The organism is Amycolatopsis sp. NBC_00438, from assembly GCF_036026695.1.
GTDB lineage: Bacteria > Actinomycetota > Actinomycetes > Mycobacteriales > Pseudonocardiaceae > Amycolatopsis.
On the sequence record NZ_CP107923.1, the window covers coordinates 4,478,137 to 4,503,679 of the forward strand.

A 25,543-nucleotide genomic window follows, 5' to 3' on the forward strand; every position below is an offset into this window, starting at 1 on the left:
TCCGTCATGCCGTACTGGAACCACATGGGCAACCTCGGTTGGGCCGGCGGCCTCGGCATGCTCGTGCTGATGGTGCTCCTGGTGACCGCCGTCATCGTCGTCGCGGTGGTCCTGGGCCGCCGGTGGCGGCAAGCACCCACCTCCGACGACGCCGCCCGGCGGATCCTCGACGAGCGCTTCGCGCGCGGGGAGATCGACCAGGAAGAGTACGAGAGCCGCCGCGACGCGCTGACCCGATCGAGGTAGTCGTGCCATCGCTACGCCCCGGTCGAGATCACCGACCCGAAGGGCGACCTCCGGCCCGTCCCGGGTGGTGCCGCGCTCGAGGTCGTCGTCCGGGCGCCCCCGACCGGATCCGCCGGGTGGTCGTCGACATCGCGCACTGAAAGGACGTCATGGACCGGCTCAGCCCGCTCGACGCCGCCTTCCTCGAAATCGAGGACGAGGACCCCCACGCGTCGCTCGCCATCGCCTCGGTGGCCGTCGTCGAGGGGCCCGCACCTGCGCAGGAGGAGTTCGTCGCCGCCGTCACCGGCCGGCTGGACGCGATCCCGCGCTACCACCAGAAGATCCGCACGGTCCCGTTCGACCTCGGGGCGCCGGTCTGGGTGGACGACCCGGCCTTCGACCCCGCCGCGCACTTCGGCCGGATCGCCCTCCCGCCACCGCACGACGAAGCGGCCCTCTGCGACCTCGTCGCGCTGCTCATGGGCGAACGCCTCGAGCGCGACCGGCCGCTGTGGGAGTTCTGGGTCGTCGAAGGACTGCCCGACGGCCGCTGGGCGATCCTGTCCAAGGTGCACCACGCGCTGGCGGACGGGCTGGCGGCGACCGAGCTGCAGACCATCCTGTTCGGGGACCCGCCCGCCGGGCCGCCGGCTCCGTTCGAAGAAGCCGTCGACCCCGGTGCCGCGAAGCTGCTGCTCGGCTCGGTCGGCACGCTGCTCCGGACCCCGTGGGACCAGGCCGGCCTGCTGGCGAAGCAGCTGCTGCACCCGAACGTGCTGGCCCGCCGCGTGAGCGACGCCGCCCGCGGGCTCGCCGCCCTGACCTCGGCCCTCATGCCCGCCTCCTCGACGCCGCTGACCGGGCCGCTCGGCCACGACCGCCGCTACTCGATCGCGTCGGTCGCGCTGACCGACGTCAAGACGACGGCCGTCGGGTTCGGCGTCACGGTGAACGACGTGCTGCTCGCCGCGATCACCGGCGGGTACCGGGAACTGCTGCTGCACCGCGGCGAGGTCCCCGCCGCGGACAGCGTGCGGACGCTGGTGCCCGTGTCGGTGCGCACCGGGTCCGCGGTGGACAACGAGGTGTCGCTCCTGCTGCCGTTGCTGCCGGTCGACGTCCCCGATCCGGTGCAGCGGCTGGTCCGCGTGCATGAACGGCTCGTCGCCCTCAAGGAGGGCAAGGAGGCCGACGCGGGCGCCTTGCTCACCGCGTCGGCCGCGCACGAGCCGTTCGCGCCGATCGCCTGGGCGATCCGGGCCGCCGCGCACCTGCCGCAGCGCAACGTCGTCACCGTGACGACGAACGTCCGCGGCCCGTCCGCGCCGCTTTCCGTGCTGGGCCGGGAGATCGTCGCGATGTACCCCTACGTCCCGATCGCGCTGCGGGTCCGGACCGGTGTGGCGATGCTCAGCTACGCCGGCCGCCTGTCGTTCGGGATCACCGCCGACGCGGACACCGTCCCGGAGACCGGGTTCTTGGCCAAGGCGATCGAGCGGGAAGTCCTGACACTGCGCGACGCGGTGAAGTGAACCGGCTCACCGGGCCGCCGCGAACTCCGCGGCGAGCCCGGCGACCAGAGCGTCCGGGTCGGGGATCAGCTTGCGATCGGTGCCGAACCCGAAGCGCACCTGACCGGCGTAGCTGAACACGCAGATCGTGATCGCCTGGCGCCCGCTGCAGGGCGCCCAGCCGACGATGCCCTCGACCGGCGCGCCGGCCAGGGTCATCGCCGCCCGTGGGCCGGGCACGTTGGTGAGCACCCCGACGCCCTTCCCCGCGAAGTACCGGCTCATGGCCCGGCCCAGCGGCGCCGGGCTCTGCGCGATGACGTACTGCACGCCGAAGGTCAGCACCGGCTCGTAGGAGTCGCGGATCCGGGCGACGCGGCGGTGCACCTCGGCCAGGCGCTCGGCGAAGCTCCGGCGCCCGAGCGGCAGCTGGGCCAGCACGAGCGAAAAGTGGTTGCCGAGGTCGGCGGGCAGCTCGTCGTCGAAGGACGACAGGCTGACCGGGATGAGCCAGCCGAGGTCGGACGGCTCGGGGCGCGCGGTGCCGTGCGCCGCGAAGTACCGGTCGAGCGCGCCGGCCACGAGCGCGGTGCAGACGTCGTTGACGGTCGTGCCGGTCTCGTGGCCGATCCGGGCGAGGTCGGCGAGCGGGACGGGGTCGCCCCACGCGGCGGTCTTCTCGACGCCGACTTCGCCGTCCCACAGCCCGGTCGCGCTCGAGGGGCCCAGGAGGTCGCCGACACCGGTGGTGCTGTGCCAGACGGTCGTGGCGGCGCCGGCGAGGGTGTCGACGACGCGGCGCGGGCCACCGCTCAGGGCCGCGCTCACGAACCCGGCGGCCGCCCCCGTGGCGCCCACCGCCGCGGTCGTGCCGAGGACGGGCAGCGCGACGGCGGTCTCGAGCACGGGGTGCACCCGGCCGGCCCGCTGCTGGACCTTCGCCCCGGTGTCACCGAGCGCCCGCAGCAGGGCCGCGCCCAGCCGGACCACCGGCTGAGCCACGGTTTCCCGACGCGGGGACGCGCCGCCGACCTTCGCGTGGGGCGAAGCGTCTTCGCCGTCGGCGGGATCGAGCAGGCTGAAGAGCACCTGCGTCAACCGGATCCCGTCGGCCATCGAGTGGTGGGTCCGGACGACGAGCGCGCTGCCGACGCCGTAACCCTGCAGCAAGTCGATCATCCATAATGGACGACCGGGGTCGAGGGGTTCGCTCCGCCGCGCGGCGACGAACTCTTCCAGCGTCGCCCGGGTTCCCGGGGCGGGAAGGTCCCGCACCACGAGGTGCTTGCCGAGGTCGAACCCGCGATCGGTCTCCCAGCTGAAGTCGCCGCCGTGGCGGACGGCCTTCTGGAGGTACACCGGGTACCGCGCGAGCAACCGGTCGGACACCACCGACCGCAGCCGCGCCGGATCGACCGGCGTGCGGGTCCACAGCACCGACGTCACGACCATCAGGTTCTCCGGCCGGTCGAGGTGCAGCCACAGGCTGTCCTGGGCCGGCATCCGCCGGTGCGGGCCCACGAGCTTCCGCGAGTTCATCGTCAGGTCCGCTTCGCGACGGCTTCGCCGTTGGCCGCCGGCTTCACCACGGGGACGGCGGCGGCCGCCTCGCGGGCCAGGAAGGAGCCGAGCTCACCGATGGTGCTCATCAACGGAGCGGGGAACTCCGCGGTCGTGTTCTTGTCCACGCCGGGTTCCACCAGGCTCCGCAGCTGCACCACCTTCAGTCCGGTCAGGGTGTCGGCGGGGTCGCCGTCCGGCGCCGAACTGCGCACGGTGAGTCCTGTCATCGGTGGTCCTTCCGGCGGTTTCCCTCGGTTTCCAGGAAACACCTCCGGGCCGTGTGGGGGACCTGGCGTTGTGCCCGAGCCGCGAGGCACTTGGTCCCTATGACCGCGAGCTCGCGACGCGAACCATCGGAGGAACGGACAAGACAGGGAGAAACCCATGACGGTACGGCTCGGGATCAACGGCTTCGGCAGGATCGGGCGGGACATCCTCCGGCACATCCTCCAGACGCCGGACAGCCCGATCGAAGTGGTCGCGGTCAACGACATCACCTCGCCGGAGATGCTCGCGCACCTGCTGGCGTTCGACTCGACTTACGGCAGGCTGCACACCCCGGTCGACGTCGTCGACGGCGAGGCGCTGCGAGTGGGCGACCATCTGATCCAGGTCACCGCGCAGACCGACCCCGCCGAGCTGCCCTGGGGTGAGTACGGCGTCGACGTCGTGGTCGAGTCGACCGGCAAGTTCCGCACCCGCGAGGCCGCCGGCGCGCACCTGGCCGCGGGCGCCAGGAAGGTCGTGATCTCCGCGCCCGGCAAGGGCGTCGACGCGACGATCGTGCTCGGGGTCAACGAGGACACCTACGACCCCGCGAAGCACCACATCGTCTCGAACGCCTCGTGCACCACCAACTGCGTCGCGCCGATGGTGAAGGTGCTGCACGCGACGTTCGGTATCCGCCGCGGCATGCTCACCACGATCCACAGCTACACCGGCGACCAGGCGCTGCTCGACCGGCCGCACAAGGACCCGCGCCGCGCCCGGTCCGCCGCGGTCAACGTGGTGCCCACCAGCACCGGCGCGGCGAAGGCGATCGGGCTGGTGCTGCCGGAGCTCGCGGGCAAGCTCGACGGGGTCGCCGTCCGCGTTCCGGTCGAGGACGGCTCCTTGACCGACCTCACGGTGGAGCTGGAGCGCCCGGTGACGGCCGAGCAGGTCAACCACGCGTTCGCCGAGGCGGCCGACGGGGATCTCAAGGGAATCCTGCGCTACAGCGAAGGTCCCCTGGTCTCCCGCGACATCATCGGGGACCCCGCGTCGTGCGTGTTCGACGCGCCCCTGACGAAGGCCGACTCGCACCTGGCGAAGGTCTTCGGCTGGTACGACAACGAATGGGGCTACGCCGCCCGCACGGTCGAGCTCGTCGAGCTGATCGGTCGTTCCCTGACGTGACCGGGAGCCCGTGCCTCGGGTGCCCGCCGGTGACCGAGCCCGGCGGGCACTCGTGCCTCAGCACGGCGAAGCGAACCGCCGGGAGGCTCCCGCGGGAGGAGGAGCGCACATGACCCGCCGCGAATGGCGTGACGTGCCGTCGTCGCGACGCGCCGCGATCGCCGTCGCGGGTACCGTCCAGGTCGCGCTCGCCGCGAGTGCGTGGTGGGACTTGAGCCGACGGCCCGCCGATCAGGTCTGCGGGCCGAAGTGGTTGTGGTCCTTGGTGATCGCGGTGAACTTCGCCGGCCCGATCGCCTACTTCACCGCCGGCCGCGTGCCGCCGCGCGCGACCGACGCCGGGCAAAGCGGGCAGGACACCTCGCCGGACGCCACCGCGATCGCGTCCGCGCTCGCCGGGGTGCCGTCGACGCCGGCGGACCACCGGCCCTTCGGCGGCGGCTCGCCTTTGTTGGTGTGCGGGCGGTTCTGGGCAACCGTGCTCTCCGCGGGTGACCGTCGACTGCCCGGCTTTTCCGGGCGGAGCACGCCTTCGGAGTCGGGCCCGCGCGCCCCGGCCGGTTCGTAACGCTCTTCGAAGCTCCTGCCGGCGTGCGCAGTAGGCCACCGGCAGTTCTTCCGAGGCGCGCACCACGCCTGAACCGCAGCGACACGGCGGCACGCGCGCCCAGCGGACCGCCGTCCACGCCGCGGCCCCGCGAGCGCCCGTCTCCGGTGGGGTGACTTTCCGCCCGGTCCCGTGAACGGGCGCCCAAGGACCTTCCGGCCGGGGACCTTCGGCCCCAGAAACCGTTGCGGCACCGGCACAGACTGAGCCCATCACCGAAAGAACGGAGGTTCCCATGTCCATCAAGCCGCAAGAGAACACCGGTCCCGTCCAGCGGTCCACCGAACCGGCGCCGATCCCCGATTTCGTCGCCGGGTCCCCGGTCGCCGGAAAGATCCTGGCCGTCCTGCGGATCGTCACCGGGTTCGTGTTCCTGTGGGCGTTCCTCGACAAGCTGTTCGGACTGGGTTACGCGACCCCGTCGAAGGGCGCCTGGATCAGCGGCGGCTCCCCCACCAAGGGCTTCCTGAGCAGCGTGCACGTCGGCCCGTTCGAGTCGATGTTCCACGCCTGGGCCGGCACCTGGTGGGCCGACACGCTGTTCATGCTCGGCCTGGGCGCCGTCGGCATCGCCGTGATCGCCGGGGTCGGGCTGCGCCTCAGCGCCATCGCCGGCTCGCTCATGATGCTGATGATGTGGGCCGCCGAATGGCCGTTCGCCCAGAGCATGAGCACCGGCGAGGCGACGCACTCCACCAACCCGATCATCGACTACCACATCATCTACGCGCTGATCCTCATCCTGGTGGCCGCCGCGGCCGGCGGACACACCTGGGGCCTCGGCCGCAGGTGGGCCGAGCTCACCGGCGACCGCAAGTGGCTGCGCTGATCCCCGCGTCCCTGGGCGCCCGCCAACCGGCGGGCGCCTTTCGCGCTGTCCGAAACAACTCGAGGAGAAACCGATGAAGGCACTCGTCTACGACGGTCCCGGCCGGCGCAGCTGGACCGACCACGCCGACCCCGGAATCACCGCGCCGACCGACGCGGTCGTCCGGATCGACGCCGTCACCATCTGCGGCACCGACCTGCACATTCTCAAGGGTGACGTGCCCACCGTGGACCGCGGCCGGATCCTCGGCCACGAGGCGGTCGGCACGATCGTCGAAGCCGGTTCCGCCGTGACCACCGTGAAGCCCGGCGACCGGGTGCTGGTCTCGTGCATCAGCGCCTGCGGCCGGTGTGAGTACTGCCGCGTCGCGGCCTACGGCCAGTGCCTCGGTGGCGGCGGCTGGATCCTCGGCCACCGGATCGACGGCGTGCAGGCCGAGTTCGCGCGGATCCCGTTCGCCGACACCTCGACCTACGTGCTGCCGGCCGGGGTGAGCGACGAGTCGGCGCTGATGCTGGCCGACATCATGCCGACGTCGTTCGAGGTCGGTGTGCGCAACGGCACGGTCAAGCCGGGCGACACCGTCGCGATCGTCGGGGCCGGGCCGATCGGGCTGGCCGCGATCACCACCGCGCAGCTGTTCAGCCCGAGCTCGATCATCGTGGTGGACAAGGAACCCGCCCGCCTGGACGCCGCGAAGTCGTTCGGCGCGGACGTGCTCGTCCAGCCCGGCGAAGCCGCCACCGCGGTCACCGAGGCCACTGGCGGCCTCGGCGCGGACGTCGTGATCGAGGCGGTCGGCATCCCGGAGACCTTCGAGCTGTGCACAGAACTTGTCCGGCCGGGCGGGCACGTCGCCAACGTCGGTGTGCACGGCGCGCCGGCGACACTGCACCTCGAGGACCTGTGGATCCGCAACGTCACGATCACCACCGGCCTGGTGGACACGTCCAGCACACCGATGCTGCTGCGGATGCTCGCCGCCGGGCGGCTGGACACGAGCCGGTTCATCACCCACCGGTTCGGCCTCGACGAGATGGACGAGGCCTACGACGTCTTCGCCCACCCGCAGGACAGCAACGCCCTGAAGGTCGCCCTGTTCCGCTCCTGAGCGACGACGAAGCGGCCACTGTCCGGATCGGACAGTGGCCGCTTCTTCTTACCGGGTTTCAGTTGTGCGGCTTGTGCTTGCTCAGCACGCCCACCTGCCCCGGCGGGACCGGGGAGATCCCGCGGTCGTCGAGGCGGGCGGTGAGGGTCTGGCGCACCTCGACGACGCCGTCGACCCGGCGGATCAGGGCCACGAGCACCGGGATCATGGATTCCCGCTCGACGGCGCCGTTGAGCGTCACGATGCCGTTGTACACGGCGACGTAGAGCGAAGCCGGATCCATGGCCATCTCCCGCAGGATGACCTCGTCACGGACCTCGTCCTGGATCTCCCGGTCGGTGCGCAGGAACACCCGGAGCAGGTCGGACCGCGACACGACGCCGACGAGCACGCCGTCTCCGTCGACCACGGGCAGGCGGTGGAAGTGGTGCTCCTCCAGCAGTTTGGCGGCCACGACGACGTCGTCGCCGGCGTGCACGACGACCGCGGGCGCGGTCATCAGGTCGGCGGCGAACACCGCGTCCGCCTTGTGCTTGGCCTGCCGGGAAGCCAGCCGACCGTGCGGGGCCTCGTGCTGCAGCAGGTCACCCTGGGACACCACGCCGAGCACGCGCCGGTCTTCGTCGACCACCGGTGCCCCGCTGATGTTCCACGACGCCAGCTGGACGGCGATGGCCTTGAACGGGGTGTCCGGGGCGACGGTGAGGACGTCGGCCTTCATGACCCCGCCCACCTTGCGACGGCTCGGCATCTGGATCTCCTTCACAGCAGCGGTCCCGGGTAGTAGGTGCCTTCCAGGTCAGCGGGGACCTTCTCGTGGGCCTTCTCGGGCTCCGGGACGGTGCGCGCCGGGATGACGACGACCGGGCAGCTCGCCTCGCGCAGGCAGTGCTCGGCGACCGAGCCGACGAGCATGGTCAGCAGGCGGCCGCGGCCGTGGCTGCCGAGCACGATCATCGCGGCGGTCCGCGAGGCGTCCTCGAGCGCGACCGTCGGCGAGTGCTCGACCAGCCGGCCCTCGATCTCCACCTGCGGCTTGTCCCGCTTCACCTGCGCGATGACGTCGTCGAGTTCGCGCCGCTGGATCCCTTCGGCCGCCTGCGGTGTGCCCGCGACGGCCGCGCCGAGGTCGTAGACCGGCTCGAACGTCCACGCCCGCAGCGCGACGACCCGGCGGCCGCTCGTGGCGGCCTCGTCGACCGCCCAGCGCAGGGCGGCGACGCTGACCGCCGAATGGTCGACGCCGACGACGATGTCGCGTCCGCGTTCCGTGGTCATGGTGATCACCTTCTCCTCATTTTCACGAGTGGGTCTTGCGGTCTTGTTCCTGGAACCACTCCTGCTGCCAGCGGGCGAGGCGGAAGCGGTCGAGGGTGCGCGCGGTCAGGTAGCAGGCCAGGGCGAGCAGGCCGGCGGCGCCGAGCCACAGGCCGAGCGCGCTCACGACCGCCTCGATGACGACCGCGGCGCCGGTCAGCGGCGGCCGGCTCGGGTTCCCGTTCCCGTCCACCCAGACGGGAAGCCGGTCGCCTTTCACCGCGCCCTGGTCGGCGACGACCTTGCCGGCGCGGGAGGTGCCGTCGGCGAGCGTCCAGGTCGCGTCCGCCGGCTCGCCGCTGCCGGCGACGCCGCTGCGCGTGTTCGCCTTGAGCGCCGGCCCGTCGGCGAGCAGCGTCGCGACGACCTGGGTGCGGGTCCGGAGCTGCTCGGCGGACTGCTGTTGCTGCCGCACGTAGGTTTCCGAACCGAAACTGGCGGCGAAAGGCAGCACGGCGAGCGCCAGCATGACGGCGACGGCCAGCAGGGCGCCCTGGACCCGGTCCGAGGGGCGCGCCACCGAACCGCGGCGGGGCAGGACGGTGTGCCACATCCTCGCGATGCGGTTCGACGACGTGTCCATGACTTTCGCCTTTCGGGACCGGGGAACGTTGCCGGTTTCCAGGATCGGCTTTCGCGGTGTCCGCTCGAAGAGGCGTAGGACCCCGGAGCGCGGGGACCGGTACGCCCCGATCACGAGGCCCTCCGATGGCCGGGTGAGGACTTAGGACCCTGTCCCCGCGCGGCGTCCGGGCCGCATCGTCGGAGTTCCGCGACCGGACAGGAGAACACCATGCGCGCCCGCGACATCATGACCACCCGCACCGTCGCCGTAACGCCCTCGGCGACCCTCGAAGAAGCCGCCGAAGTGATGGCGGGACGCGGGTTCACGACGCTGCCGGTCATCGACGGCGACGGCAGGCTGCTCGGCCTGCTGTCCGAAGTGGACATCCTGTGCGCGACCCGCGGCCCGGCCGACCCGGACAGCGGTGTGCTGCTCGACCGGCAGGTGCGCACGGCCGGCGCGGCGATGCGCACGCCGGGTGTCGGGGCGCACCCCGACGCCGAGGTGGCCGCGCTCGCCCGCCGGATGGCCGGCGCGGGCGTGCGGTCGCTGCCCGTGCTGGTGGAGGGCCGGGTGGTCGGCATGGTCACCTTCCAGGACGCGCTCCGGAGTCTGGGCGACACCGAACCGGGCTGACGTCCGCCGCGGCCGGCCGGGTCCGCGGACCCGGCCGGTCAGTTCGCCGTGACGTCCGGTGCGGTGCGGTGGGTCAGCACGTCGGTGACCGCGCGCCGGGCCGTCAGCCTCGTCGGGTAGCCGTAGCCGATGCGCAGCAACGTGTGCGGCTGCCCCAGGCCCGTGAAGATGTGGTCCAGGGACTCACGGGTCCACGGCGTCTCGAACGGCTGCGACAGGAACGACGCGGCGAGGCCCTCGGCCGTCGCGGTGAGCAGCACCCGCTGCATCGCCATCCCGGCGCGGACCTCCGCGTGCGGCCCCCGGTCGCGGGTGAGCACCGCGGCGAGAAGCGGTTCCTGCTCGTATTCGCGAACCGGCAGGTCTTCGTCTTCGTGCGAGGCGCGCAACGTGACCACGCCGTGGTGGTCCGGGGGCGGGCCGGCCGCCACCTTCGGCACCCCGTCGGGGCTCTCCGGCGGGCGGTGGGTCCAGAACGCCGCCTCCGCCTGGAACGCCGAGTCACCGGCCTGCAGCGCCTCGGCCTGCCGGACCAGCGACGCCACCGTCGAGTACCGGCCCGACGCGTCGAGGTACTCGACCTGCCCGCCCTCCTGCAGTGCCGCGGACTTCAGCGCGGCGCGCACCACGGGCGGCACGTCCTTGTCCAGGAACGGGCGCCGGTTGGTGTGCCGCCGGAACACCGCCTCCGCGAGCTGGCGTTCGGCCCGGAGGGCCTTCTGGTTGCCGTCGAGGCGGATGACGGCCACCAGGTCCGGCTCGGCCGGGTCGGGCAGCATCCGCACCACCACCGCGAGGCCGTTGGACCGCAGGCTGATGACGAGGTTGAACGCGGCCGCGCCGCACGCCAGCCGGGCTTCCCGCCCGTGCGCGTCGGCGATCGGCAGGACGCGCCCACGGTCCAGCCAGACCTCGATCACGTCCCCTTCCACGACGAACCGCCACGGCTGGGTGTTGTGCGGGGACGGCGCGCGCACGGCCGCGGCGAGGGCCTGGTCGAACACGGTCGGAAGGGGTCGGCTCATCGGTGGCTCCGGGCTCTGGAGGGTGACGATCCCCTTCAGCATCACCGCGCGACCGGCGCCGGGACGACGGTCGCGCGTCACGAGCCGGGGTGACCAAAGACCCTCGGTCAGAGCAGCACACGCTCGCCGTCGGCGGGCACGACCGCGCACCAGCCCGCCTCGGCGTGCAACGCCTTCGCCGTCACGAGGGCCGTGTCGGGCTCGCCCTCGACGAGGAACACGGTCTCGGGCGGGGCCCCGGCGGTGGCCCAGTCCCGGACCGCGGCCTCGTCCGCGTACTCGCCGAAGTCCGCGAAGCGGGTGATCTCGGCGCGTACCGGCACGTACCGGCCGCGGATCTTCAAGTGCCGTTGCCCGTCCGCGAGCTCCGCCGACCACGTGCCGGGCAGCCGCTGCCCGGCCACGACGACGGCGTTGCGCGCGTCGGGCAGGAGCCGGGCGAGGTGGTCCAGCGCCCGTCCCGGCCCGGCCGTCTCGGGCCCGGCCAGGACGATCGACGGGCCGTCGTCCCACCAGCCGGCGTCGTCCCGCCGCGGGTGGACGAAGAGGTCCTCGGGCAGGCGCAGGGACCGGGGCCCGGCCTGTTCGTAAGCGGCAACGGCCTGCAGCCCGGCCGGGCCGTCCATCTTCGGGGACGCCGTCGCCGGTCACGCTCGTGTGGGCCGTCCACACCGCCGGCTCCCGCTGGTAGCCGCGGTCTTCGCGGAGCACGCGGGTGGCGAAGCCGAGCAGCCCGGCGAGCTTGGCCAGATGCGCGGGCGCCACCACGTGCACGCCGGTCGTCTCCCGGCCGCGACCAGCGCGGCGCGGACGCCGGCGGCACGCGGCCGGGGAAGAAGGCGTGCCGGTGACTGCGGCGGCGGCCGATCGCGTGATACAGCGCGAAGTCCCGCGCGGAGACCGCGAGGTTGGTGAGCGCGGCGCCGCAGGACAGCAGCCGGTCCCGGCCGAACGGATCGTGCCGGCGCAGCGCGACGTCCCGGCGCTCGAGCAGATCCACCTCGGTCCCGCGGACGAGCAGCTGCCACGGCTGGCTGTTGTGCACCGAAGGCGCGCGGCTCACGGCGCGGGCGAGCGCGCCGATCTGCTCGGACGTCAGTGCTGCCGGTGCGGTGGCGGTCATCGCGGTCACTCCCGGGCGCGGAGTCGGGCGCTCCGCTCCAGCCATGGTCGCCATGTCCCCGGGCGTGGCACCGGAGCACAAAGTCCCTTGCTCCGGCGGAATTCGTCCCCTACCGATGCCCGGCCGTCGGTCGCACGATCGGGGGAACGTTCAAGAGAAAGAAGGAAGCCATGGTTGCGCCCACAGGTCGTGTCCTCGTCGTCGGCACGGACGCCTCGCCCCGGGGCGACGCGGCCCTGAGGTGGGCCCTGGAGGTGGGCGCGCACGCCGGCGACGTCGTCCGCGCGATCCTCGTCCGCCCCCGCGACGCGCTGCTGCCGGGAGCGTCGTTCACGATCCAGCCGCACGGCCGCGTCCCGTCGCGCGACTTTTCCCTGGAGGACCACGTCGCCGGCCTGGGTGTGACGTCCGAGGCCACGGTGGAGACCCGCACGGTCCACGGCGACCCGGCGACGGAACTGGTGACGGCGTCTGCGGACGCCGACCTGGTGGTGCTGGGCACCCACCGCGGCGGCGCGGTGTCGGACCTGGTGCTGGGGAGCGTCGGACGGGAGTGCGTCAGGTTTTCCCGCTGCCCGGTGGTGGTCATCACCCCGGAGGCGGCGAACCGTCTCGCCTCGGTCTGAGTCCGCCGGGGCCGGTCGTGGGTGTTCAAGAGGTCAGGGCGGATGTGGTCCGGTCACCTCGACAACCGGACCACATCACTGGCCGCGGGCCGGCGTGTCACGGCCCGGTGTAGGAGACCGAGAACGAGTTGCCGCCGGAGGGATCGGAGGGCGTCGAGTAGGTGACGCCGTTCTGCACCAGCGTGATCTTGTCGTTCGCGGTGAGGCCGGGGTTGGCGCCGTTGGCCGTGGCGCCGGTGAAGCTGAACGTCGTGAACGGCGGCGGCGGGCCCACGGCACCGTTGACCGTGGGCGTTTCCTCGATCCACTCCACCGACGCGTCCGGGCCGGCGTAGTCGAGGGCGCCGCGGAAGGCTTCGCCGGTGGTGTCGTCGGTGAGCGTGATGCGCCAGGCGGTGCTGGTGTGGCTCTTGGTCAGCGTGGCGGTCATCGCGTCGCCGCCGTGGATCGTCAGCGGAAGCCGGGATTCGGCGGCCGGGAGGATCTCCCACCAAGCGTGGTAGGTCGCCCTGCCGTTCTCGACGTAGGCCGCGGTACCGGTTTGCAGCAGGTTCGCATTGGCGAACCCGTCGATACCGACCCACTGCGACGAGTAGTGGTTTCCGGAACCGGAGACCGTCGGCACGGTCCAGTGCCCGGTCATGGCGGTGTAGGTCCCGGTGAGCGCGTACCCGGACCAGTTCGTGGACGTGGACGCGTTGTGGGCGTGCGCGAAGGCGGCGTTCGCGACACCTCCGGCGGCCGGAGCCACGGCGAACGCGACACCGGCCGCGGCGACCGCCACGACCGCGAAAGCACGCAGGACTTTGCTGGACATCGGACCCTCTCCCCTGGGTTTCCGCCTCTCGGCGCCTCTGGTGAGGGGACCATCGTGATACCGGCCGTCGACAATCCGTCGACAGTGCCGCCGTCACCGCCGACCGGGGCCAAGCATGCGGCAGGGGCTGCCCCGGCGGCTGCTCCTGAACACTCACGCCCCGGCCCCGGCGTCCTGCGTTTCAGCCCCGGCGGGTGGCCCGGCGGAACAGTTCGTCCGCGCCCCACACCAACACCGGCATCGGCAGCATCAGCGCGATCACCCAGGCCGGCAACGCGGCCGTGCCGAACATGTCCTGCAGCGGCGGCAAGTAGATCAATGCCGCCGCGAAGACCAGCTCGAACGCGATTCCCCCCAGCAGCAGACGGTTTGTCGTCAAGCCCACCGCTCGCAGCGAGACGCGCTCGGTGCGGGACGCGAACGCCGTACCGATCTGGCAGAACACGATCGCCGCGAAGCTCGCCGTCGTCGCCTGGAGGTAGGCGTGGTGCAAGGGCGCTCCCGCCGTGACGTCCGCGCCCGCGTGCCAGCCCGCCGCGTACAGCACCGCGAAGAACGCGCCCAGCACCAGGATCCCCGACAGCAGGCCCATGATCCCCCACGCGCGCAGCAGCATCCGGCCCGTGACCACGCCCTCCGACCGGCGACGCGGGCCGCGGGCCATCAGGCCGGGCTCCGCCGGTTCGCGGCCCAGCGCCAGCGCCGGCAGCGTCTCCGTGCCGAGGTCGATGGCCAGGATCTGCAGCACCGTCAGCGGCAGCGGGATCATCCCGCCGGACACCGCGAACAGCAGGAACGGCAGCACTTCCGGCACCGCGTGCGCGAAGATGTAGAGCACGAACTTGCGGACGTTGTCGAAGACCCGCCGCCCCTCGCGCACGCCGGCGACGATCGTCGCGAAGTTGTCGTCGGTGAGCACCACGGTCGCCGCTTCCTTCGCGACGTCCGTGCCGCCGACGCCCATCGCCACGCCGATGTCGGCCCGGCGCAGGGCCGGCGCGTCGTTGACGCCGTCGCCGGTCATCGCCACGACCTCGCCGCAGTCGCGCAGCGCGTCGGCGATGCGCAGCTTGTCCTCCGGTGCCGCGCGGGCGAACACGATCTCGCCGCCGGCTTTGAGCGCCTCGTCGAGGGCCGGTTCCGGCATCCGGGCCAGCTCGTCGCCGCTGATCACGCGGTCGGCGCCGATCCCGACGCGGCGGGCGATCTCCGCCGCGGTCCGGCCGTTGTCGCCGGTCACGACGTGGACGGTGATCCCCGCCGAATGGCAGTTCGCGACGGCGGCGGCGACCTCGGGACGTGGCGGGTCGACGAGCCCCACCAGACCCAGCAGGCACAGATCCGACTCGGCTTCCTCGCGGCTCCCGGGCACCGCGGACACGCCGCGGCGGGCGACAGCCAGCACCCGCAGGGCCCGGCCCGCCATCTCGTCGACGCGCTCGACGAGCCGCTCCCGCAGCGCGGGCGTCAGCGGGACCTCGGCGCCGGACGCGTCCAGCACCGACTCGCACCGCGGTAGGACCTGTTCGGGCGCGCCCTTGGTGGCCACGAACAGGGATCCACCGACGGAGTCCACAGTGGACATCCGTTTGAGCCGGGGGTCGAACGAGTACAGGGTTCTCCGCCCGGTCTCCCGGGCGGGAGGGTCGAGCGCGGCGCCGTGGCCGGCCGCGTAGCCCAGCAACGCCAGCTCGGTCGGATCGCCGCTCTCCGAAGAGAGATCCGCGGTGCTGCACCGGGCGAGCGACGCGGCCAGCACGCGCGCGTCGTCCGCGGGAGAGCCCAGCCCGTCCCGGACCTCCTCGACGTGCATCGCGTTGCGGGTCAGGGTCCCGGTCTTGTCGGTGCAGATCACCGTCGTCGAGCCCAGTGTCTCCACCGCCGAGAGCCGCTTGACGAGCGCGCCTTCCTTGGCCATCGACCGCACCCCGGCGGCCAGCGCCAGGGTGATCGTCGGCAGCAGCCCCTCGGGGACGTTCGCCACGAGCAGGCCGATCGCGAACACGAACGCGGCCGACCACGACAGCCCGGCGAGCCAGCCCAGCGGCAGGAACCCGATGCCGACCACGACGGCGACCCCGGCGATCAGCCACGCGACGCGCCGCACCTGCCGCTCCAGCGGGCTCTCCTCCCGGCCCACCCGGGCCGACAGCGACGCGATCCGGCCGATCTCGGTGTGCCGCCCGGTGGCGTGCACGACCGCGTGCGCGGCGCCGGCGACGCACACCGTGCCGCTGAACACGAGCACGGGTGACTCGAGTGGCCGGGAAGCGTCGTCGGGGACGTCGGCCATCCGCGTCACCGGCGCCGACTCCCCCGTCAGCATCGAGGCGTCGACGTCGAGGGTGCCCTCCACCAGCCGGGCGTCGGCCGGGACACGGTCACCCTCGGCGAGCACCAGCACGTCGCCCGGCACGACCTCGGTCGCGGGGACGTGGCACACGCTGCCGTCGCGCAGCACCGAGGCACGGTCGGGCAGGTAGCGGCCGAGCGCTTCGACGGCCTTCTCCGCCTGCTGCTCCTGGACGAACGCCAGCACGCCGTTGAGCAGGATGACGCCGACGATGGCGATCGCGAGGTTGGTCGTCCCGGCGAACCAGGCGAGCCCGGCCGCGACCCACAGCAACAGCGCGAGCGGGTGGATCAGCTGCCGCAGCAGGGCCAGCGGCCAGGTCGCCCCGCGGTGGGACGGCAGCGCGTTGGGACCGCTCACCTGGAGACGGCGAGCGGCTTCGCGGGCGCTCAGGCCGGTGACGCCGGTGCGCAGGTCCCGCAGCAGCAGGGCGACGGGCTCGCGCGCGTCGACCTCCGGGGCCGCGTCGGCCTCGGGCTTCGCTCGCAGGTGCGTGGTCATCGTCAGGAGTTCCTTCGCTTCGGGGTGGCGAGGCCGGCCAGGAGCACGGCTTGCGGGACGCCGGGCAGCAACGCCTCCGCGGCGTACCGGGCCCGCTCCGCGGGCGCCCAGATCGGCAGCACCCGGGAGGAGAAACCGCGGGTGGCCGCGGCGAGCCGGGTCGAGTGCAGTGCGGCGCCGGCCAGGATGTGGTGCCGGCGGTTGTCGCCGGGCGTGGTGACCAGCAACGACGAGTGCCCGGTGACGTCGGCGCCGAGGTGCGCGAGCGTCGGCGCCCAGTCCGGGCGGACGATCCGCACGGCCGTGTCCGGCCAGAAGTCGTCCGCGGCCAGCGTGCCCAGGACGGCGAGGCTGACCGGCTGCAGCTTCACGCCGTGGCCGGGCTCACCGATCTTGCGCAGCGCGTCGTACCGCGCCCATTCGCTGTCCGACGCGCTGTGCGCGTCACCGACCCGGACGACGGCCGCGACGTCGGGCCGGTCCGGGTCCTGTGGGAAGGACACCTCCGGCTCGAGGCCCAGCACCCGCAGGACGGTCCAGATCGTCGAAAGGGCAGCACCGCATTCGAGGAGGGCGGCCGTCCCCGCCCGTTCGCGCCGGGCGGGCGGCTCGGTCAGCAGGACCGCGTCCGGCCGGACCTCGGCGACGCAGCGGTTCGGGCCCAGCCGCATCAGCGCGTCGGCGAGCACGGCTCTCGACGACCGTTCCCAGCGGAACCCCACGGAGGTCATCGGCCGACGTGTCTCGAGGCGGCCCGGCAGGTGGCGAGCAACCCCTCGACGTCGATCACGGTGACCCGGTTTTCGAGCCCGTCCGGGATCTCCGCCTTCACGTCAGGGTCCGGCGAGACCAGCGCGATCGGCACGTGGTCACGGATCGCGCAGACCACACCGTACTCGCGAGCGGTCAGCTCCCGGCCCCGGCCGCGGACGTCGACGACCATGTCCGGCTGGGCGAAGGACTCGTCGAGCGGGCAGCAGCAGCCCGGCGCGAGGGCCCGGCAGAGCCCGGCGCGGCTGTGGCACCGGCTGACCAGGCAGCCGGTGTCGCGCAGGGGCTGGACGAGGAAATCGGCGTCTCCGAACGAAGCTTCGGTCAGGAGGACGTGCATGGCTCACCTCACGGCCAGTCGGGCGAGCGCTTCTTCGGCGCCACTCGCGAGTTCGAGGTCTTCCCGGGGCCGGACGATCAGGGCGGGCACCGGCGAGTCCGCCGCGGTGACGATCCGGTCGACGTCGGTGTGCGGGACGCCGCCGGCGCGCAGCCCGAGCACGCCCAGCCCGTCGAGGACCGACGTGATCACCTCCGGCTGGTACTCGGCGACGCCGCCGGTGAACACCACGGCGTCCAGCTTCGACAGGCTCGTCGCGGCGGCGCCGATCTCGCGGCGGAGCCGGTGCCGGTAGACGTCCAGGGCGACTTCGGCGTCGCGTTTCCCGTGGGCCGCCGCGGCCAGCACGCTGCGCAGGTCGCCGTTGGTGCCGCTCATCCCGGCCAGTCCGGAGCGGTGGAACAGGGCGTCGGCCATCTCGGCCGGGCTCATCGGCGCGGTCTGCATCACGTGCAGCAGCAGGCCCGGGTCGACCGAGCCGGACCGGGTCGCCATCATGGCGCCCTCCAGCGGTGTGAAGCCCATGCTGGTGTCGACGCCGTGGCCGTCGCGGATCGCCGTCACCGACACCCCGGCCCCGACGTGCGCGCAGACCAGCTGCAGCTCGTCGGGCGCCCGGCCGAGCAGCTCGGCGGTGCGGTGCAAGGCGTACTGGCACGACAGGCCGTGGAAACCGTAGCGGCGCAAGCGCTTCTGCACGGTCCACGACCGCGGCAGCGGATACCGCGACGCGGCTTCGGGCATGTCGGCGTGGAACGCCGTGTCGAAGCAGGCCACCACCGGGATGTCCGGCAGCAGCCGGCGCACCTCCCGCGTCACCTCCAGCGACAGCGGCTGGTGGTTGGGCGCGAGGGACGTGAGCCGTTCGAGGTTCGCGAGCAGCGCGTCGTCGACCACGGCCGGGACCTTCTGCGATCCGCCGTGCACGAAGCGGACCGCGACGACGTCCACGTCGGACCACCGGCGGATCGCCTGGGCGACCGCGCCGGGGTCGGCCAGGTCCCAGGCGGTCCAGCCGACGGCGACGCCGTCGGCGATCAGCGAGACCTTCATGCTCGACGAACCCGGGTTCAGGGTCAGCACACGCACGGCTTTCCTCCGGTGCTTCAGTCCCGCAAGTGACGCAGGAACGGGTCGGTGGCGACGGGCCGTTCGAACCGGGCACGGACGTCGAGCGCCACGCAGCCATCGGCTCGGACCCGCACCGGGTTGAGGTCCAGCTCGCTGAGCTCGGGCACCAGCTCGGCGAGCCGGCTGACCTTCAGCAGCAGTTCCCGCACGGCCGCGCGGTCGAGCTGCCCCGACCAGAGCGCCTTCGACGCGCGCAGGCCGTCGAGCAGCTGATCGGCGTCGGCGCCGGTGAGCGGGGCGAGGCGGGCGGCGTGGTCGGCGATCAGGTCGGTGTCGACACCGCCGAGGCCGAACACGACCAGCGGCCCGAACACCGGGTCCGACCGCACGCCGAGCAGCACCTCGCGGCCGGGCTCGGCCATCGGCTGGACGGTGACCCCGCGCAGGGCGGAGCCGAAGCGGGCCCGGAAGGTGCGGAACGCGTCGAGGATGCGGTCGGCGCCGCGCACGTCCAGCAGCACGCCCCCGCCCGCGGACTTGTGCAACAGCCCGTCGGCGTCGGCCTTCAGCACGACCGGGGTGCCCGGGTCGGCGGCCGCGGCGTCCATCGAGTCGCCCGCTTCGACGTAGGTGGTCTCCACCATCGGGATGCCGGCCAGGCGAAGCAATTCGACCGCGTCCGCGGGCGACAACCAGCCTTCCCGCCCGGTGGCGAACACTCGTAGCGCGTCGAGATCTTCCAGCGGCGCAAGGGAATCGTCGGTTTCGGGCCGGTTCAGCCACTGTTCGTAGCGGACGAGCCGGGCCAGCACGGCGGCGGCCGCGGCCGGGTCGTCGTAACACGCGGTCACGCCGGTACCGGGCACCAGCGGGGCGACGCGGGCGCGCTGCCCGGGGCGCACCGCGAAGACGGTCTTGTACTCGGGCGGCACCACGGTGGCAAGGGCGGTGCCCGGGTCACCGACCGCGGTGGGCACGGTCGCCGCGATCACGGCGTCGACGCCGTCGTCGGCGAGCACGGCGCGCAGGGCGTCGGCGAACACCTCCGCGGGAACGGCCGCGGTCGTGTCGACCGGGTTCCGCACGGCGGCTTCGCGCGGCAGCAGCTTCGCGAGGCGCTCCCTGGTGTCGTCGGACAGCTCCGCCATCACCAGGCCTTCGCGCTCGCAGGCGTCCGCGGCCAGCACCCCGGCGCCGCCGGCGTTGCTGACCACGGCCACCCGCGGGCCACCCGGCAGCAGCTGCCAGGACAGCCCGGCGATGACGTCGACCAGCTCGGCAACGGTGTCGACGGCGATGATCCCGGCCTGCTCGAACAGCGCGTCCCGGGTGACGGCGGGCGTCGCCGCGGCGGCGGTGTGCGAGGCGGCGGCGCGCTGCGCGGTGTCGCCGCTGCCCGACCGGACGGCGAGCACCGGGCGCGTGCGGGCCAGCTGCCGCGCCACGCGGCTGAACTTGCGGGGGTTGCCGAACGATTCGAGGTAGAGCACGGCGATTTCGGTCCGGCGGTCGGCCGTCCACCACATCAGCAGGTCGTTGCCGCTGACGTCGTACTTGTCGCCGGTCGAGACCAGGCTCGACATGCCGAGACCGAGATCGCCGAGGGATTCCGCGAGCGCGATCCCCACGCCGCCGGACTGGGTCACCACGCCGATGTTGCCGGGACGCACGGTCGTGCCCAGGAAGGTCAGGTCGAAGGGCCGGTCCGGGTCCGTGGAGACGACCCCCAGGCAGTTCGGGCCCACCAGCCGCATGCCGTAGTCGCGCACCGCCGCGTGCACCCGGGTCCCGGCCTCGGTGCCGGTCAGCCCCGAGGAGATGATGACGATCGCCCGGACGCCGCGCTTCCCGCACGCTTCGACGGCGTCCGCGGCGGCGGGCGCGGGCAGGCAGACCACAGCGAGTTCGGGAGTACGGCTCAAGTCCGCGACAGTCGCCACGGCCGGCACGCCGAGGATCTCCTCGGCGTGCGGGTTCACCACCTCGACCGGGCCCGGGTAGCCGGACGCGACCAGGTTGGCCAGGACGGCGTGCCCGACCGAACCGGGCCGCCGTCCCGCGCCGATCACAGCGATCGAGGCCGGCTTGAGCACATGGGCCAGGCTGGCCGCGTCGGAGACGGAGTCGCGCTTCAGGACGGCGTCCAGGTAGGTGGCATCCTCCTCGAGGACCATCACGACGTCGCGCTCGGGGCCGCCGACGCTCGCCTCGAACCGCAGGCCGAGGTCGGCGAAGACGTGGAGCACCTTGGAGTTCTCGGCGAGCACCTCGGCGACGAAGCGCTTCAAGCCGGTTTTCCGGGCGTGGGAGACGAGGTGTTCCATCAGCAGGGTCGCGACGCCCTGGGTGCGCAAAGAGGCATCGACGACCAGCGCGACTTCGGCGTCGGCGGTGTCGCTCAGCTGTTCGTAGTTCGCCACGCCGACGAGCTCGCCGCGCAGGTAACAGCCCACGGCGTAGTGGCCGGGGTCGGTTTCGGCGGTCATGTCCGCGGCGAGTTTGTCCACCATGGACGGACGGGCGCCGAAGAACCGGAAGTAGGTGTCCTGCTGGGTGAGCCGGGTGTGCAGGCTCAGCACCTCGGCGGTGTCGGCCGGGTGCAACGGGCGCACGAGCACCACGTCACCGTCGGCGAGCAGGGCCCGGGAGCCCGCCTCCACGCTCATCGTTTCTCCTTGCACACCTGAGGGTGGGCGCGACCGGCCAAGGGGCCGCGCCCACCGTGGGATGGTCACCTAGTCCTTGGTGACCTGGATCTTCACGTGCTTGTCACGCGGGTGCTCCGAGACCGGCATCGAGATCTCGAGGATGCCGTCGGTGTAGGCGGCCTTGACCTTCGCCGGGTCGGCCCCTGCCTGCAGGCTGACCGTGCGGCTGAAGGTGCCGTAGTAGAACTCACTGCGGCCCTCCGCGATCTCCTTCGCCTCCCGCTCGGCGGCGATGGTCAGCAGACCGTTGTGCGTCGTCACGGAGATGTGCTTCTCCGGGTCGAAGCCGGGCAGCTCCGCGCGGACGAGGTACTTTCCGTCCTCTGTGGACTCCTCGATCCGCATGGGGTTGTGCTCGGCGAACGGCCAGGGGTTGTCCAGCCACGCCGCGATGCTCGGCAACGCCAGGCGTGAACCCGGCACCAAGGCAGTCATCGTGTTTCTCCTTCCCGCGGCGACGGGCGCCGCACCACAAGGAGACCGCGGCCGGTGGGTTCGGCGACGCGGCCGGACTACCCGAACCGCGAGGACCTTCGTCACCGAAGCCCGCCCGGGGGACCTAAGCCCCTGTGCGCCATCCGGCGGCGCTGTCACCGTCGGCGGACCGGGGAGGAGCGGAGGAGACATGGACCAGCCTGCGGAAACCTGGAGCCTCGACGTCGCGGTCGAGCACGGGCCGGACCGGACCCGGGCGCAGATCGTGCTGCGCACCCCGGAAGGGCACGAGTTCTCCGGCGTCGGCCTCGCCCACCGGAGCGGACCCGCGCCGATCGCGGGCTACCTCGCGCTGGGCCGCGCCATGTCCGACCTCACGGAGGAGCTGGTCGAGGCGGCGACCACCGAACTGGAAGCCGAGGCCGCCGGTAGGTGGCGCACCTGAGCCGCTCAGCGCAGCGGCGCGGACCACTCCAGCTTCACACCGCCCCCGGGACCGGGCTCGAGGGCGAACCGGCCGCCCACCGCCTCCGCGCGTTCGCCCAGGTTGCCGAGTCCGCTCGGCGAGACGTCGGCGGGGATCCCCTTGCCGTCGTCGACCACGACGATGCGCAGCTGTTCGTCCTTGACCGCGACCGACACCGACAGCGTCGAGGCCTCCGCGTGCCGGACCGCGTTGCTGACCGCTTCGCGCACCACAGCCTCGACGTGCTCGGCCAGCTGGGTGGGCACCGTGTCGATCGGGCCGGACATGCTGATCGTCGGGTGCACCGGCGCGTCGTCGGTGAGCTCGGCGATCGCGTCGTGCAGGCGGTGCCGCAGCCGGGTCTCCCCCGCCGCGCCGCCGTGCAGGTCGAAGATGGCCGTCCGGATCTCCTGCACGATCTCGTGCATCTGCTGGATGCTGTCCCCGAGCCGCTTCTGCAGCTCCGGCGACTTCGTCCGCCGCTGGGTGCTCTGCATCGACAGGCCGACCGCGAACAGCCGCTGGATGACGTGGTCGTGCAGGTCGCGGGCGATCCGGTCGCGGTCGCCGAGCACGTCCAGCTCACGGGCGGCCCGCTGCTGCGCCGCCAGCTGCAGGGCCAGCGCGGCCTGGTCGGCGAAAGAGGCCACGACCGACAGCTGGGCCGACTCGAACGACCCCGCGCCGGGTTCCCGGACGGTGATGAGCACGCCGGTCGTGCGGTCGCCGGCGCGCAGCGGCACCACCAGGGCCGGCCCGAAGCCGAACTCCCGCAGGGCCAGCTCCGGCACGCTGCGGGGCGTCCGGTCCCGGTAGACCGCGCCGGGCACGCTGCCGTCGAGGGCGATGTGCAGGCCCGACAGCTCGGCCGCCCGGGCCCCGGCGCAGACGGTGACGGTGAGGTCGTCGACGTCGTCGCCCCAGTCCTCGTCGACGTCGAGGCGTCCGGAGTTCGGCAGGGCCAGCATGGTGACGTCGGAGCCGGTCAGCTCGAGCGCGCGGCTCGCGATGATGTTGAGCGCCTCGGCCGGGTCCGTGCCGCCCAGCAGCTCGGTCGTCACCTCGCTGGTCGCGGCCAGCCACTGCTGCCGCACCCGCGCCTGCTCGTAGAGGTGCGCGTTCTCGATGGCGATGCCGGCCGCGGCGGCCAGCGCCTGCACGACGACCTCGTCGTCGTCGGTGAACGGCTCGCCGTTCTTCTTCTCGGTCAGGTACAGCCGGCCGAACACCTCGTCGCGCACCCGGACCGGCACCCCGAGGAACGAGTGCATCGGCGGGTGATGAGCGGGGAACCCGACCGACGCCGGGTGGGCCGAAATCTCCTCCAGCCGCAACGGTTTCGCCTCGTCGATGACCACGCCGAGGACGCCGTGGCCCTCCGGCAGGTGACCGATCAGGCGGCGGGCTTCGTCGTCGATGCCGAGGTAGATGAACTCCGACAGGGACCCGTCTTCGGCGAGCACACCGAGCGCGCCGTATTTGGCCTCGCCGAGCTCGATCGCGGCCTGCACGATGCGCCGCAGCGTCGCGTCCAGTTCGAGTCCGGACGCGACGGCCAGCACCGCGTCGAGCAGGCCGTCCATCTTGTCGCGGGTGCCGATCAGCAGCTCGATCCGGTCCTGCAGGTCACGCAGTACCTCCCGCAGCCGCAGGCCGGAGAGCGTCCCCGCCATCCGCCTCGGGCCGTCCTCACGGTGCTGCCCGGCCTCGTCCACGGACACACCACACCGCCCTTTCCGGCCTCGCTCCTGGTGACTTTCTCCCCTTTCGGCGGCTTTGCCGAGCGAGAGATCGTCATTCGAAGCATTCCAGGACCACAGTGTGCCGCGCTGCGGCGCCAGGGGGAAACATGACACTACCCATCACCTCGGTCGGCCTGCTCGACCCCGATCAGGTGAAGTCCGTGCTCGGCGCGGCGGTGCTCGCGCCGTCGACGCACAACACCCAGCCGTGGCGGTTCCGCTGCACACCGGCGGGCCTCGAGCTGCACGCCGATCCGGACCGCGCGCTGCCGGTGGCCGACGCCGACCGGCGGGAGCTGCTGCTCTCGTGCGGCGCCGCACTGTTCAACCTGCGCACGGCGATCCACGCGCTGGGCGCGCACCCGGCCACGACGTTGCTGCCCCGGCGGGACGACCCGACGCTGCTCGCCGTGGTCCGGCCGTTTTCGGCCCGCAAGCCGGACCAGCGGCTCGTCCGGCTGGCCGACGCCATCCCCCGCCGCCACACCAACCGCACCCCGTTCGACGCGGCCGTCATCCCGGACGCGGTGGTCGCCGAGCTGCGCCACGCCGCCGAGGTCGAGCAGGCCTGGCTGCCCCGGCTGGACCCGACGCAGCTCGAGCAGCTTCGTGAACTGGTGCACAAGGGCCACCAGGCCCAGGTGTCGGACCCCGCGTTCCTCGCCGAGTGGCGGCACTGGACCGCGCGCTCCCGGGACAGCCGCGACGGCGTCCCCGAGTACGCCGCCGGCGCGATGCCCTCGGCGGACGGCGGCTGGATCCTGCGCGACTTCGGCTCAAGCCGGCGCGGCCGGGTCGACGACTCCGAGCCCGTCGTCGTGGTCATCGGTTCGTTCGACGACCGGAAGGCCGACCGGATCCGCGCGGGTCAAGCGATGCAACGCGTCCTTCTCACGGCGACGGCAGCGGGCTTCGACGCGTCGTTCATCTCGCAGCCGGTCGAGGTCCCCGCGGCGCGGGCGGAACTGCGCACGCTGCTCGGCGGCGGGCTGTGGCCGCAGATCGTGCTGCGCCTCGGGCACGGCGCGCCAGTGCCGTGGACACCGCGCCGGTCGCTGGACGACGTCTTGCTGGAGCCGGATCGGCTGAGCGCTTAGTTCCCGTGCTGGCGAAGCTCGGTGGCGAGGACGGCGGCCTGGGTGCGCCGCTCCATGCCCAGCTTGGTCAGCAGGCGCGAGACGTAGTTCTTGACGGTCTTCTCGGCCAGGAACATCCGCTCGGAGATCTGCCGGTTGGTCAGCCCCTCGCCGATCAGCTCGAGAAGCTTGCGCTCCTGGTCCGTCAGGTCCGACAGCGGGCCCTTCTTGGCCTGGCTGTCACGCAGCTTCCCCATCAGGGCGGCCGCCGCGTGCGCGTCGAGCAGGGACTTGCCCGCGCCGACGTCCTTCACGGCCGAGACCAGGTCCATGCCCTTGATGTCCTTGATGACGAACCCGCTCGCGCCGGCCATCACCGCGTCGAGCATCGCCTGCTCATCGGTGTAGGACGTCAGCATCAGGATCTTGAGCTCCGGCAGCTTCGAGCGCAGCTCGCGGGCCAGCTCGATGCCGTTGCCGTCGGGCAGCCGCACGTCGAGCACGGCGACATCGGGGTTGAGGGCCGGAATCCGGGCGAGGGCCTGCGAGACGCTGCCGGCCTGGCCGATCACCGTCAGCTCCTCGTCCTCGTCCAGCATGTCGGCGACTCCACGACGGACGACCTCGTGGTCATCGACGAGAAACACGCGGAGCATCTCCGACCTCCTGTGACAGCGAAAGCACGACGGGGATCAGCCTACGACCACAAGGCCTCCGGTGGTGG

The 25,543-nt window shown here is 72.7% G+C and carries 26 protein-coding genes; 10 read left to right on the forward strand and 16 right to left on the reverse strand.

The genetic code is table 11. The annotated features are described in order from the left end of the window. The first annotated feature begins 6 nt into the window (after positions 1-6). Positions 7-246, forward strand: coding sequence for an SHOCT domain-containing protein (locus OG494_RS19730; protein ID WP_328457781.1), 240 nt, complete (start codon positions 7-9; stop codon positions 244-246). Positions 247-395: 149 nt separating this feature from the next. Continuing rightward, on the forward strand, positions 396-1,760 hold the full coding sequence (locus OG494_RS19735) for a wax ester/triacylglycerol synthase family O-acyltransferase (RefSeq protein WP_328457782.1): 1,365 nt from the start codon (positions 396-398) through the stop codon (positions 1,758-1,760). A gap of 6 nt (positions 1,761-1,766) precedes the next feature. Here the strand turns inward: OG494_RS19735 and OG494_RS19740 are convergent, their stop codons facing one another. Together OG494_RS19740 and OG494_RS19745 are read right to left on the reverse strand one after the other, a co-directional pair. After that, a complete protein-coding gene (locus OG494_RS19740; protein WP_328457784.1) occupies positions 1,767-3,278 on the reverse strand; it encodes a WS/DGAT domain-containing protein in 1,512 nt (503 codons plus the stop codon). Between the two features lie 2 nt (positions 3,279-3,280). Next, positions 3,281-3,529, reverse strand: a complete 249-nt coding sequence (locus OG494_RS19745; RefSeq protein ID WP_328457786.1) for a hypothetical protein — start codon at positions 3,527-3,529, stop codon at positions 3,281-3,283. A gap of 157 nt (positions 3,530-3,686) precedes the next feature. Between OG494_RS19745 and gap the strand changes: the two genes are divergently transcribed. The 4 genes from gap (at position 3,687) to OG494_RS19765 (ending at position 7,247) form a co-directional block, all read left to right on the forward strand. Beyond that, the gene (gap, locus tag OG494_RS19750) at positions 3,687-4,700 is read left to right on the forward strand and encodes a type I glyceraldehyde-3-phosphate dehydrogenase (protein ID WP_328457788.1); all 1,014 of its coding nucleotides are present in this window, start codon (positions 3,687-3,689) and stop codon (positions 4,698-4,700) included. A 109-nt stretch (positions 4,701-4,809) separates the two neighbouring features. Then, on the forward strand, positions 4,810-5,268 hold the full coding sequence (locus OG494_RS19755) for a PLD nuclease N-terminal domain-containing protein (protein ID WP_328457790.1): 459 nt from the start codon (positions 4,810-4,812) through the stop codon (positions 5,266-5,268). Positions 5,269-5,542: 274 nt separating this feature from the next. Beyond that, a complete protein-coding gene (locus tag OG494_RS19760; RefSeq protein ID WP_328457792.1) occupies positions 5,543-6,136 on the forward strand; it encodes a DoxX family membrane protein in 594 nt (197 codons plus the stop codon). Positions 6,137-6,209: 73 nt separating this feature from the next. Beyond that, positions 6,210-7,247, forward strand: a complete 1,038-nt coding sequence (locus tag OG494_RS19765) for a zinc-dependent alcohol dehydrogenase family protein (protein ID WP_328457794.1) — start codon at positions 6,210-6,212, stop codon at positions 7,245-7,247. A gap of 58 nt (positions 7,248-7,305) precedes the next feature. On the opposite strand, the gene OG494_RS19770 is transcribed toward OG494_RS19765, so the two are convergent. The 3 genes from OG494_RS19770 to OG494_RS19780 are packed head-to-tail and all read right to left on the reverse strand — an operon-like array spanning position 7,306 to position 9,147. Continuing rightward, positions 7,306-7,998 (reverse strand): CBS domain-containing protein, encoded by a 693-nt coding sequence (locus tag OG494_RS19770; protein ID WP_328457796.1) that lies wholly within the window; start codon positions 7,996-7,998, stop codon positions 7,306-7,308. A gap of 11 nt (positions 7,999-8,009) precedes the next feature. After that, positions 8,010-8,525: a universal stress protein gene (locus OG494_RS19775; protein WP_328457797.1), complete on the reverse strand. Its 516-nt coding sequence runs from the start codon at positions 8,523-8,525 to the stop codon at positions 8,010-8,012. A gap of 22 nt (positions 8,526-8,547) precedes the next feature. Beyond that, a complete protein-coding gene (locus OG494_RS19780) occupies positions 8,548-9,147 on the reverse strand; it encodes an Rv1733c family protein (RefSeq protein WP_328457799.1) in 600 nt (199 codons plus the stop codon). Between the two features lie 210 nt (positions 9,148-9,357). Between OG494_RS19780 and OG494_RS19785 the strand changes: the two genes are divergently transcribed. Then, positions 9,358-9,765 carry a CBS domain-containing protein gene (locus OG494_RS19785; protein WP_328457801.1) on the forward strand — a complete coding sequence of 136 codons (408 nt, stop codon included), beginning with the start codon at positions 9,358-9,360 and terminating at the stop codon, positions 9,763-9,765. 38 nt (positions 9,766-9,803) lie between these two features. On the opposite strand, the gene OG494_RS19790 is transcribed toward OG494_RS19785, so the two are convergent. After that, entirely contained in the window at positions 9,804-10,790 is a 987-nt protein-coding gene (locus tag OG494_RS19790) for an Acg family FMN-binding oxidoreductase (protein ID WP_328457803.1), read from the reverse strand. 107 nt (positions 10,791-10,897) lie between these two features. Then, the gene (locus OG494_RS19795; protein WP_328457805.1) at positions 10,898-11,416 is read right to left on the reverse strand and encodes an MBL fold metallo-hydrolase RNA specificity domain-containing protein; all 519 of its coding nucleotides are present in this window, start codon (positions 11,414-11,416) and stop codon (positions 10,898-10,900) included. A 667-nt stretch (positions 11,417-12,083) separates the two neighbouring features. Between OG494_RS19795 and OG494_RS19800 the strand changes: the two genes are divergently transcribed. Further along, positions 12,084-12,539, forward strand: a complete 456-nt coding sequence (locus OG494_RS19800; RefSeq protein ID WP_328457807.1) for a universal stress protein — start codon at positions 12,084-12,086, stop codon at positions 12,537-12,539. Between the two features lie 97 nt (positions 12,540-12,636). On the opposite strand, the gene OG494_RS19805 is transcribed toward OG494_RS19800, so the two are convergent. The 7 genes from OG494_RS19805 to OG494_RS19835 form a co-directional block, all read right to left on the reverse strand. Next, on the reverse strand, positions 12,637-13,356 hold the full coding sequence (locus OG494_RS19805) for a G1 family glutamic endopeptidase (protein WP_328457809.1): 720 nt from the start codon (positions 13,354-13,356) through the stop codon (positions 12,637-12,639). 181 nt (positions 13,357-13,537) lie between these two features. Then, complete coding sequence (locus OG494_RS19810) at positions 13,538-16,210, reverse strand: cation-translocating P-type ATPase (RefSeq protein ID WP_328457811.1); 2,673 nt, start codon at positions 16,208-16,210, stop codon at positions 13,538-13,540. Between the two features lie 2 nt (positions 16,211-16,212). After that, a complete protein-coding gene (locus tag OG494_RS19815) occupies positions 16,213-16,941 on the reverse strand; it encodes a hypothetical protein (protein WP_328457813.1) in 729 nt (242 codons plus the stop codon). After that, positions 16,938-17,321, reverse strand: coding sequence for a hypothetical protein (locus OG494_RS19820; protein WP_328457815.1), 384 nt, complete (start codon positions 17,319-17,321; stop codon positions 16,938-16,940). The genes OG494_RS19815 and OG494_RS19820 overlap by 4 nt, the downstream gene beginning before the upstream one ends. A 3-nt stretch (positions 17,322-17,324) precedes the next feature. Then, the gene (locus OG494_RS19825; RefSeq protein ID WP_328457817.1) at positions 17,325-18,410 is read right to left on the reverse strand and encodes an acetate/propionate family kinase; all 1,086 of its coding nucleotides are present in this window, start codon (positions 18,408-18,410) and stop codon (positions 17,325-17,327) included. A 17-nt stretch (positions 18,411-18,427) separates the two neighbouring features. Then, entirely contained in the window at positions 18,428-21,058 is a 2,631-nt protein-coding gene (locus OG494_RS19830) for a GNAT family N-acetyltransferase (protein WP_328457819.1), read from the reverse strand. 69 nt (positions 21,059-21,127) lie between these two features. Beyond that, positions 21,128-21,535, reverse strand: coding sequence for an Hsp20/alpha crystallin family protein (locus OG494_RS19835; protein ID WP_328457821.1), 408 nt, complete (start codon positions 21,533-21,535; stop codon positions 21,128-21,130). A 190-nt stretch (positions 21,536-21,725) separates the two neighbouring features. Here OG494_RS19835 and OG494_RS19840 point away from each other — a divergent pair, with 190 nt between their 5' ends. Then, a complete protein-coding gene (locus OG494_RS19840) occupies positions 21,726-21,980 on the forward strand; it encodes a dsRBD fold-containing protein (protein ID WP_328457823.1) in 255 nt (84 codons plus the stop codon). Positions 21,981-21,985: 5 nt separating this feature from the next. Here OG494_RS19840 and OG494_RS19845 read toward each other — a convergent pair whose 3' ends face one another. Then, the gene (locus OG494_RS19845; protein ID WP_328458979.1) at positions 21,986-23,674 is read right to left on the reverse strand and encodes a GAF domain-containing protein; all 1,689 of its coding nucleotides are present in this window, start codon (positions 23,672-23,674) and stop codon (positions 21,986-21,988) included. Positions 23,675-23,850: 176 nt separating this feature from the next. Between OG494_RS19845 and OG494_RS19850 the strand changes: the two genes are divergently transcribed. Further along, on the forward strand, positions 23,851-24,840 hold the full coding sequence (locus OG494_RS19850) for an Acg family FMN-binding oxidoreductase (protein WP_328457825.1): 990 nt from the start codon (positions 23,851-23,853) through the stop codon (positions 24,838-24,840). Here the strand turns inward: OG494_RS19850 and OG494_RS19855 are convergent. Next, positions 24,837-25,475 (reverse strand): response regulator transcription factor, encoded by a 639-nt coding sequence (locus tag OG494_RS19855; RefSeq protein ID WP_328457827.1) that lies wholly within the window; start codon positions 25,473-25,475, stop codon positions 24,837-24,839. The two genes, OG494_RS19850 and OG494_RS19855, sit on opposite strands and share 4 nt — an antisense overlap. Positions 25,476-25,543 lie beyond the last annotated feature (68 nt).

Excerpts from the sequence above, each read along its gene's own strand:
- OG494_RS19730 (WP_328457781.1), top strand. The coding sequence starts at position 7 with ATGCCGTACTGGAACCACATGGGCAACCTCGGTTGGGCCGGCGGCCTC.
- OG494_RS19735 (WP_328457782.1), top strand. The coding sequence starts at position 396 with ATGGACCGGCTCAGCCCGCTCGACGCCGCCTTCCTCGAAATCGAGGAC.
- OG494_RS19740 (WP_328457784.1), bottom strand. The coding sequence starts at position 3,278 with ATGAACTCGCGGAAGCTCGTGGGCCCGCACCGGCGGATGCCGGCCCAG.
- OG494_RS19745 (WP_328457786.1), bottom strand. The coding sequence starts at position 3,529 with ATGACAGGACTCACCGTGCGCAGTTCGGCGCCGGACGGCGACCCCGCC.
- gap (WP_328457788.1), top strand. The coding sequence starts at position 3,687 with ATGACGGTACGGCTCGGGATCAACGGCTTCGGCAGGATCGGGCGGGAC.
- OG494_RS19755 (WP_328457790.1), top strand. The coding sequence starts at position 4,810 with ATGACCCGCCGCGAATGGCGTGACGTGCCGTCGTCGCGACGCGCCGCG.
- OG494_RS19760 (WP_328457792.1), top strand. The coding sequence starts at position 5,543 with ATGTCCATCAAGCCGCAAGAGAACACCGGTCCCGTCCAGCGGTCCACC.
- OG494_RS19765 (WP_328457794.1), top strand. The coding sequence starts at position 6,210 with ATGAAGGCACTCGTCTACGACGGTCCCGGCCGGCGCAGCTGGACCGAC.
- OG494_RS19770 (WP_328457796.1), bottom strand. The coding sequence starts at position 7,998 with ATGCCGAGCCGTCGCAAGGTGGGCGGGGTCATGAAGGCCGACGTCCTC.
- OG494_RS19775 (WP_328457797.1), bottom strand. The coding sequence starts at position 8,525 with ATGACCACGGAACGCGGACGCGACATCGTCGTCGGCGTCGACCATTCG.
- OG494_RS19780 (WP_328457799.1), bottom strand. The coding sequence starts at position 9,147 with ATGGACACGTCGTCGAACCGCATCGCGAGGATGTGGCACACCGTCCTG.
- OG494_RS19785 (WP_328457801.1), top strand. The coding sequence starts at position 9,358 with ATGCGCGCCCGCGACATCATGACCACCCGCACCGTCGCCGTAACGCCC.
- OG494_RS19790 (WP_328457803.1), bottom strand. The coding sequence starts at position 10,790 with ATGAGCCGACCCCTTCCGACCGTGTTCGACCAGGCCCTCGCCGCGGCC.
- OG494_RS19795 (WP_328457805.1), bottom strand. The coding sequence starts at position 11,416 with ATGGACGGCCCGGCCGGGCTGCAGGCCGTTGCCGCTTACGAACAGGCC.
- OG494_RS19800 (WP_328457807.1), top strand. The coding sequence starts at position 12,084 with ATGGTTGCGCCCACAGGTCGTGTCCTCGTCGTCGGCACGGACGCCTCG.
- OG494_RS19805 (WP_328457809.1), bottom strand. The coding sequence starts at position 13,356 with ATGTCCAGCAAAGTCCTGCGTGCTTTCGCGGTCGTGGCGGTCGCCGCG.
- OG494_RS19810 (WP_328457811.1), bottom strand. The coding sequence starts at position 16,210 with ATGACCACGCACCTGCGAGCGAAGCCCGAGGCCGACGCGGCCCCGGAG.
- OG494_RS19815 (WP_328457813.1), bottom strand. The coding sequence starts at position 16,941 with ATGACCTCCGTGGGGTTCCGCTGGGAACGGTCGTCGAGAGCCGTGCTC.
- OG494_RS19820 (WP_328457815.1), bottom strand. The coding sequence starts at position 17,321 with ATGCACGTCCTCCTGACCGAAGCTTCGTTCGGAGACGCCGATTTCCTC.
- OG494_RS19830 (WP_328457819.1), bottom strand. The coding sequence starts at position 21,058 with ATGAGCGTGGAGGCGGGCTCCCGGGCCCTGCTCGCCGACGGTGACGTG.
- OG494_RS19835 (WP_328457821.1), bottom strand. The coding sequence starts at position 21,535 with ATGACTGCCTTGGTGCCGGGTTCACGCCTGGCGTTGCCGAGCATCGCG.
- OG494_RS19840 (WP_328457823.1), top strand. The coding sequence starts at position 21,726 with ATGGACCAGCCTGCGGAAACCTGGAGCCTCGACGTCGCGGTCGAGCAC.
- OG494_RS19845 (WP_328458979.1), bottom strand. The coding sequence starts at position 23,674 with ATGGCGGGGACGCTCTCCGGCCTGCGGCTGCGGGAGGTACTGCGTGAC.
- OG494_RS19850 (WP_328457825.1), top strand. The coding sequence starts at position 23,851 with ATGACACTACCCATCACCTCGGTCGGCCTGCTCGACCCCGATCAGGTG.
- OG494_RS19855 (WP_328457827.1), bottom strand. The coding sequence starts at position 25,475 with ATGCTCCGCGTGTTTCTCGTCGATGACCACGAGGTCGTCCGTCGTGGA.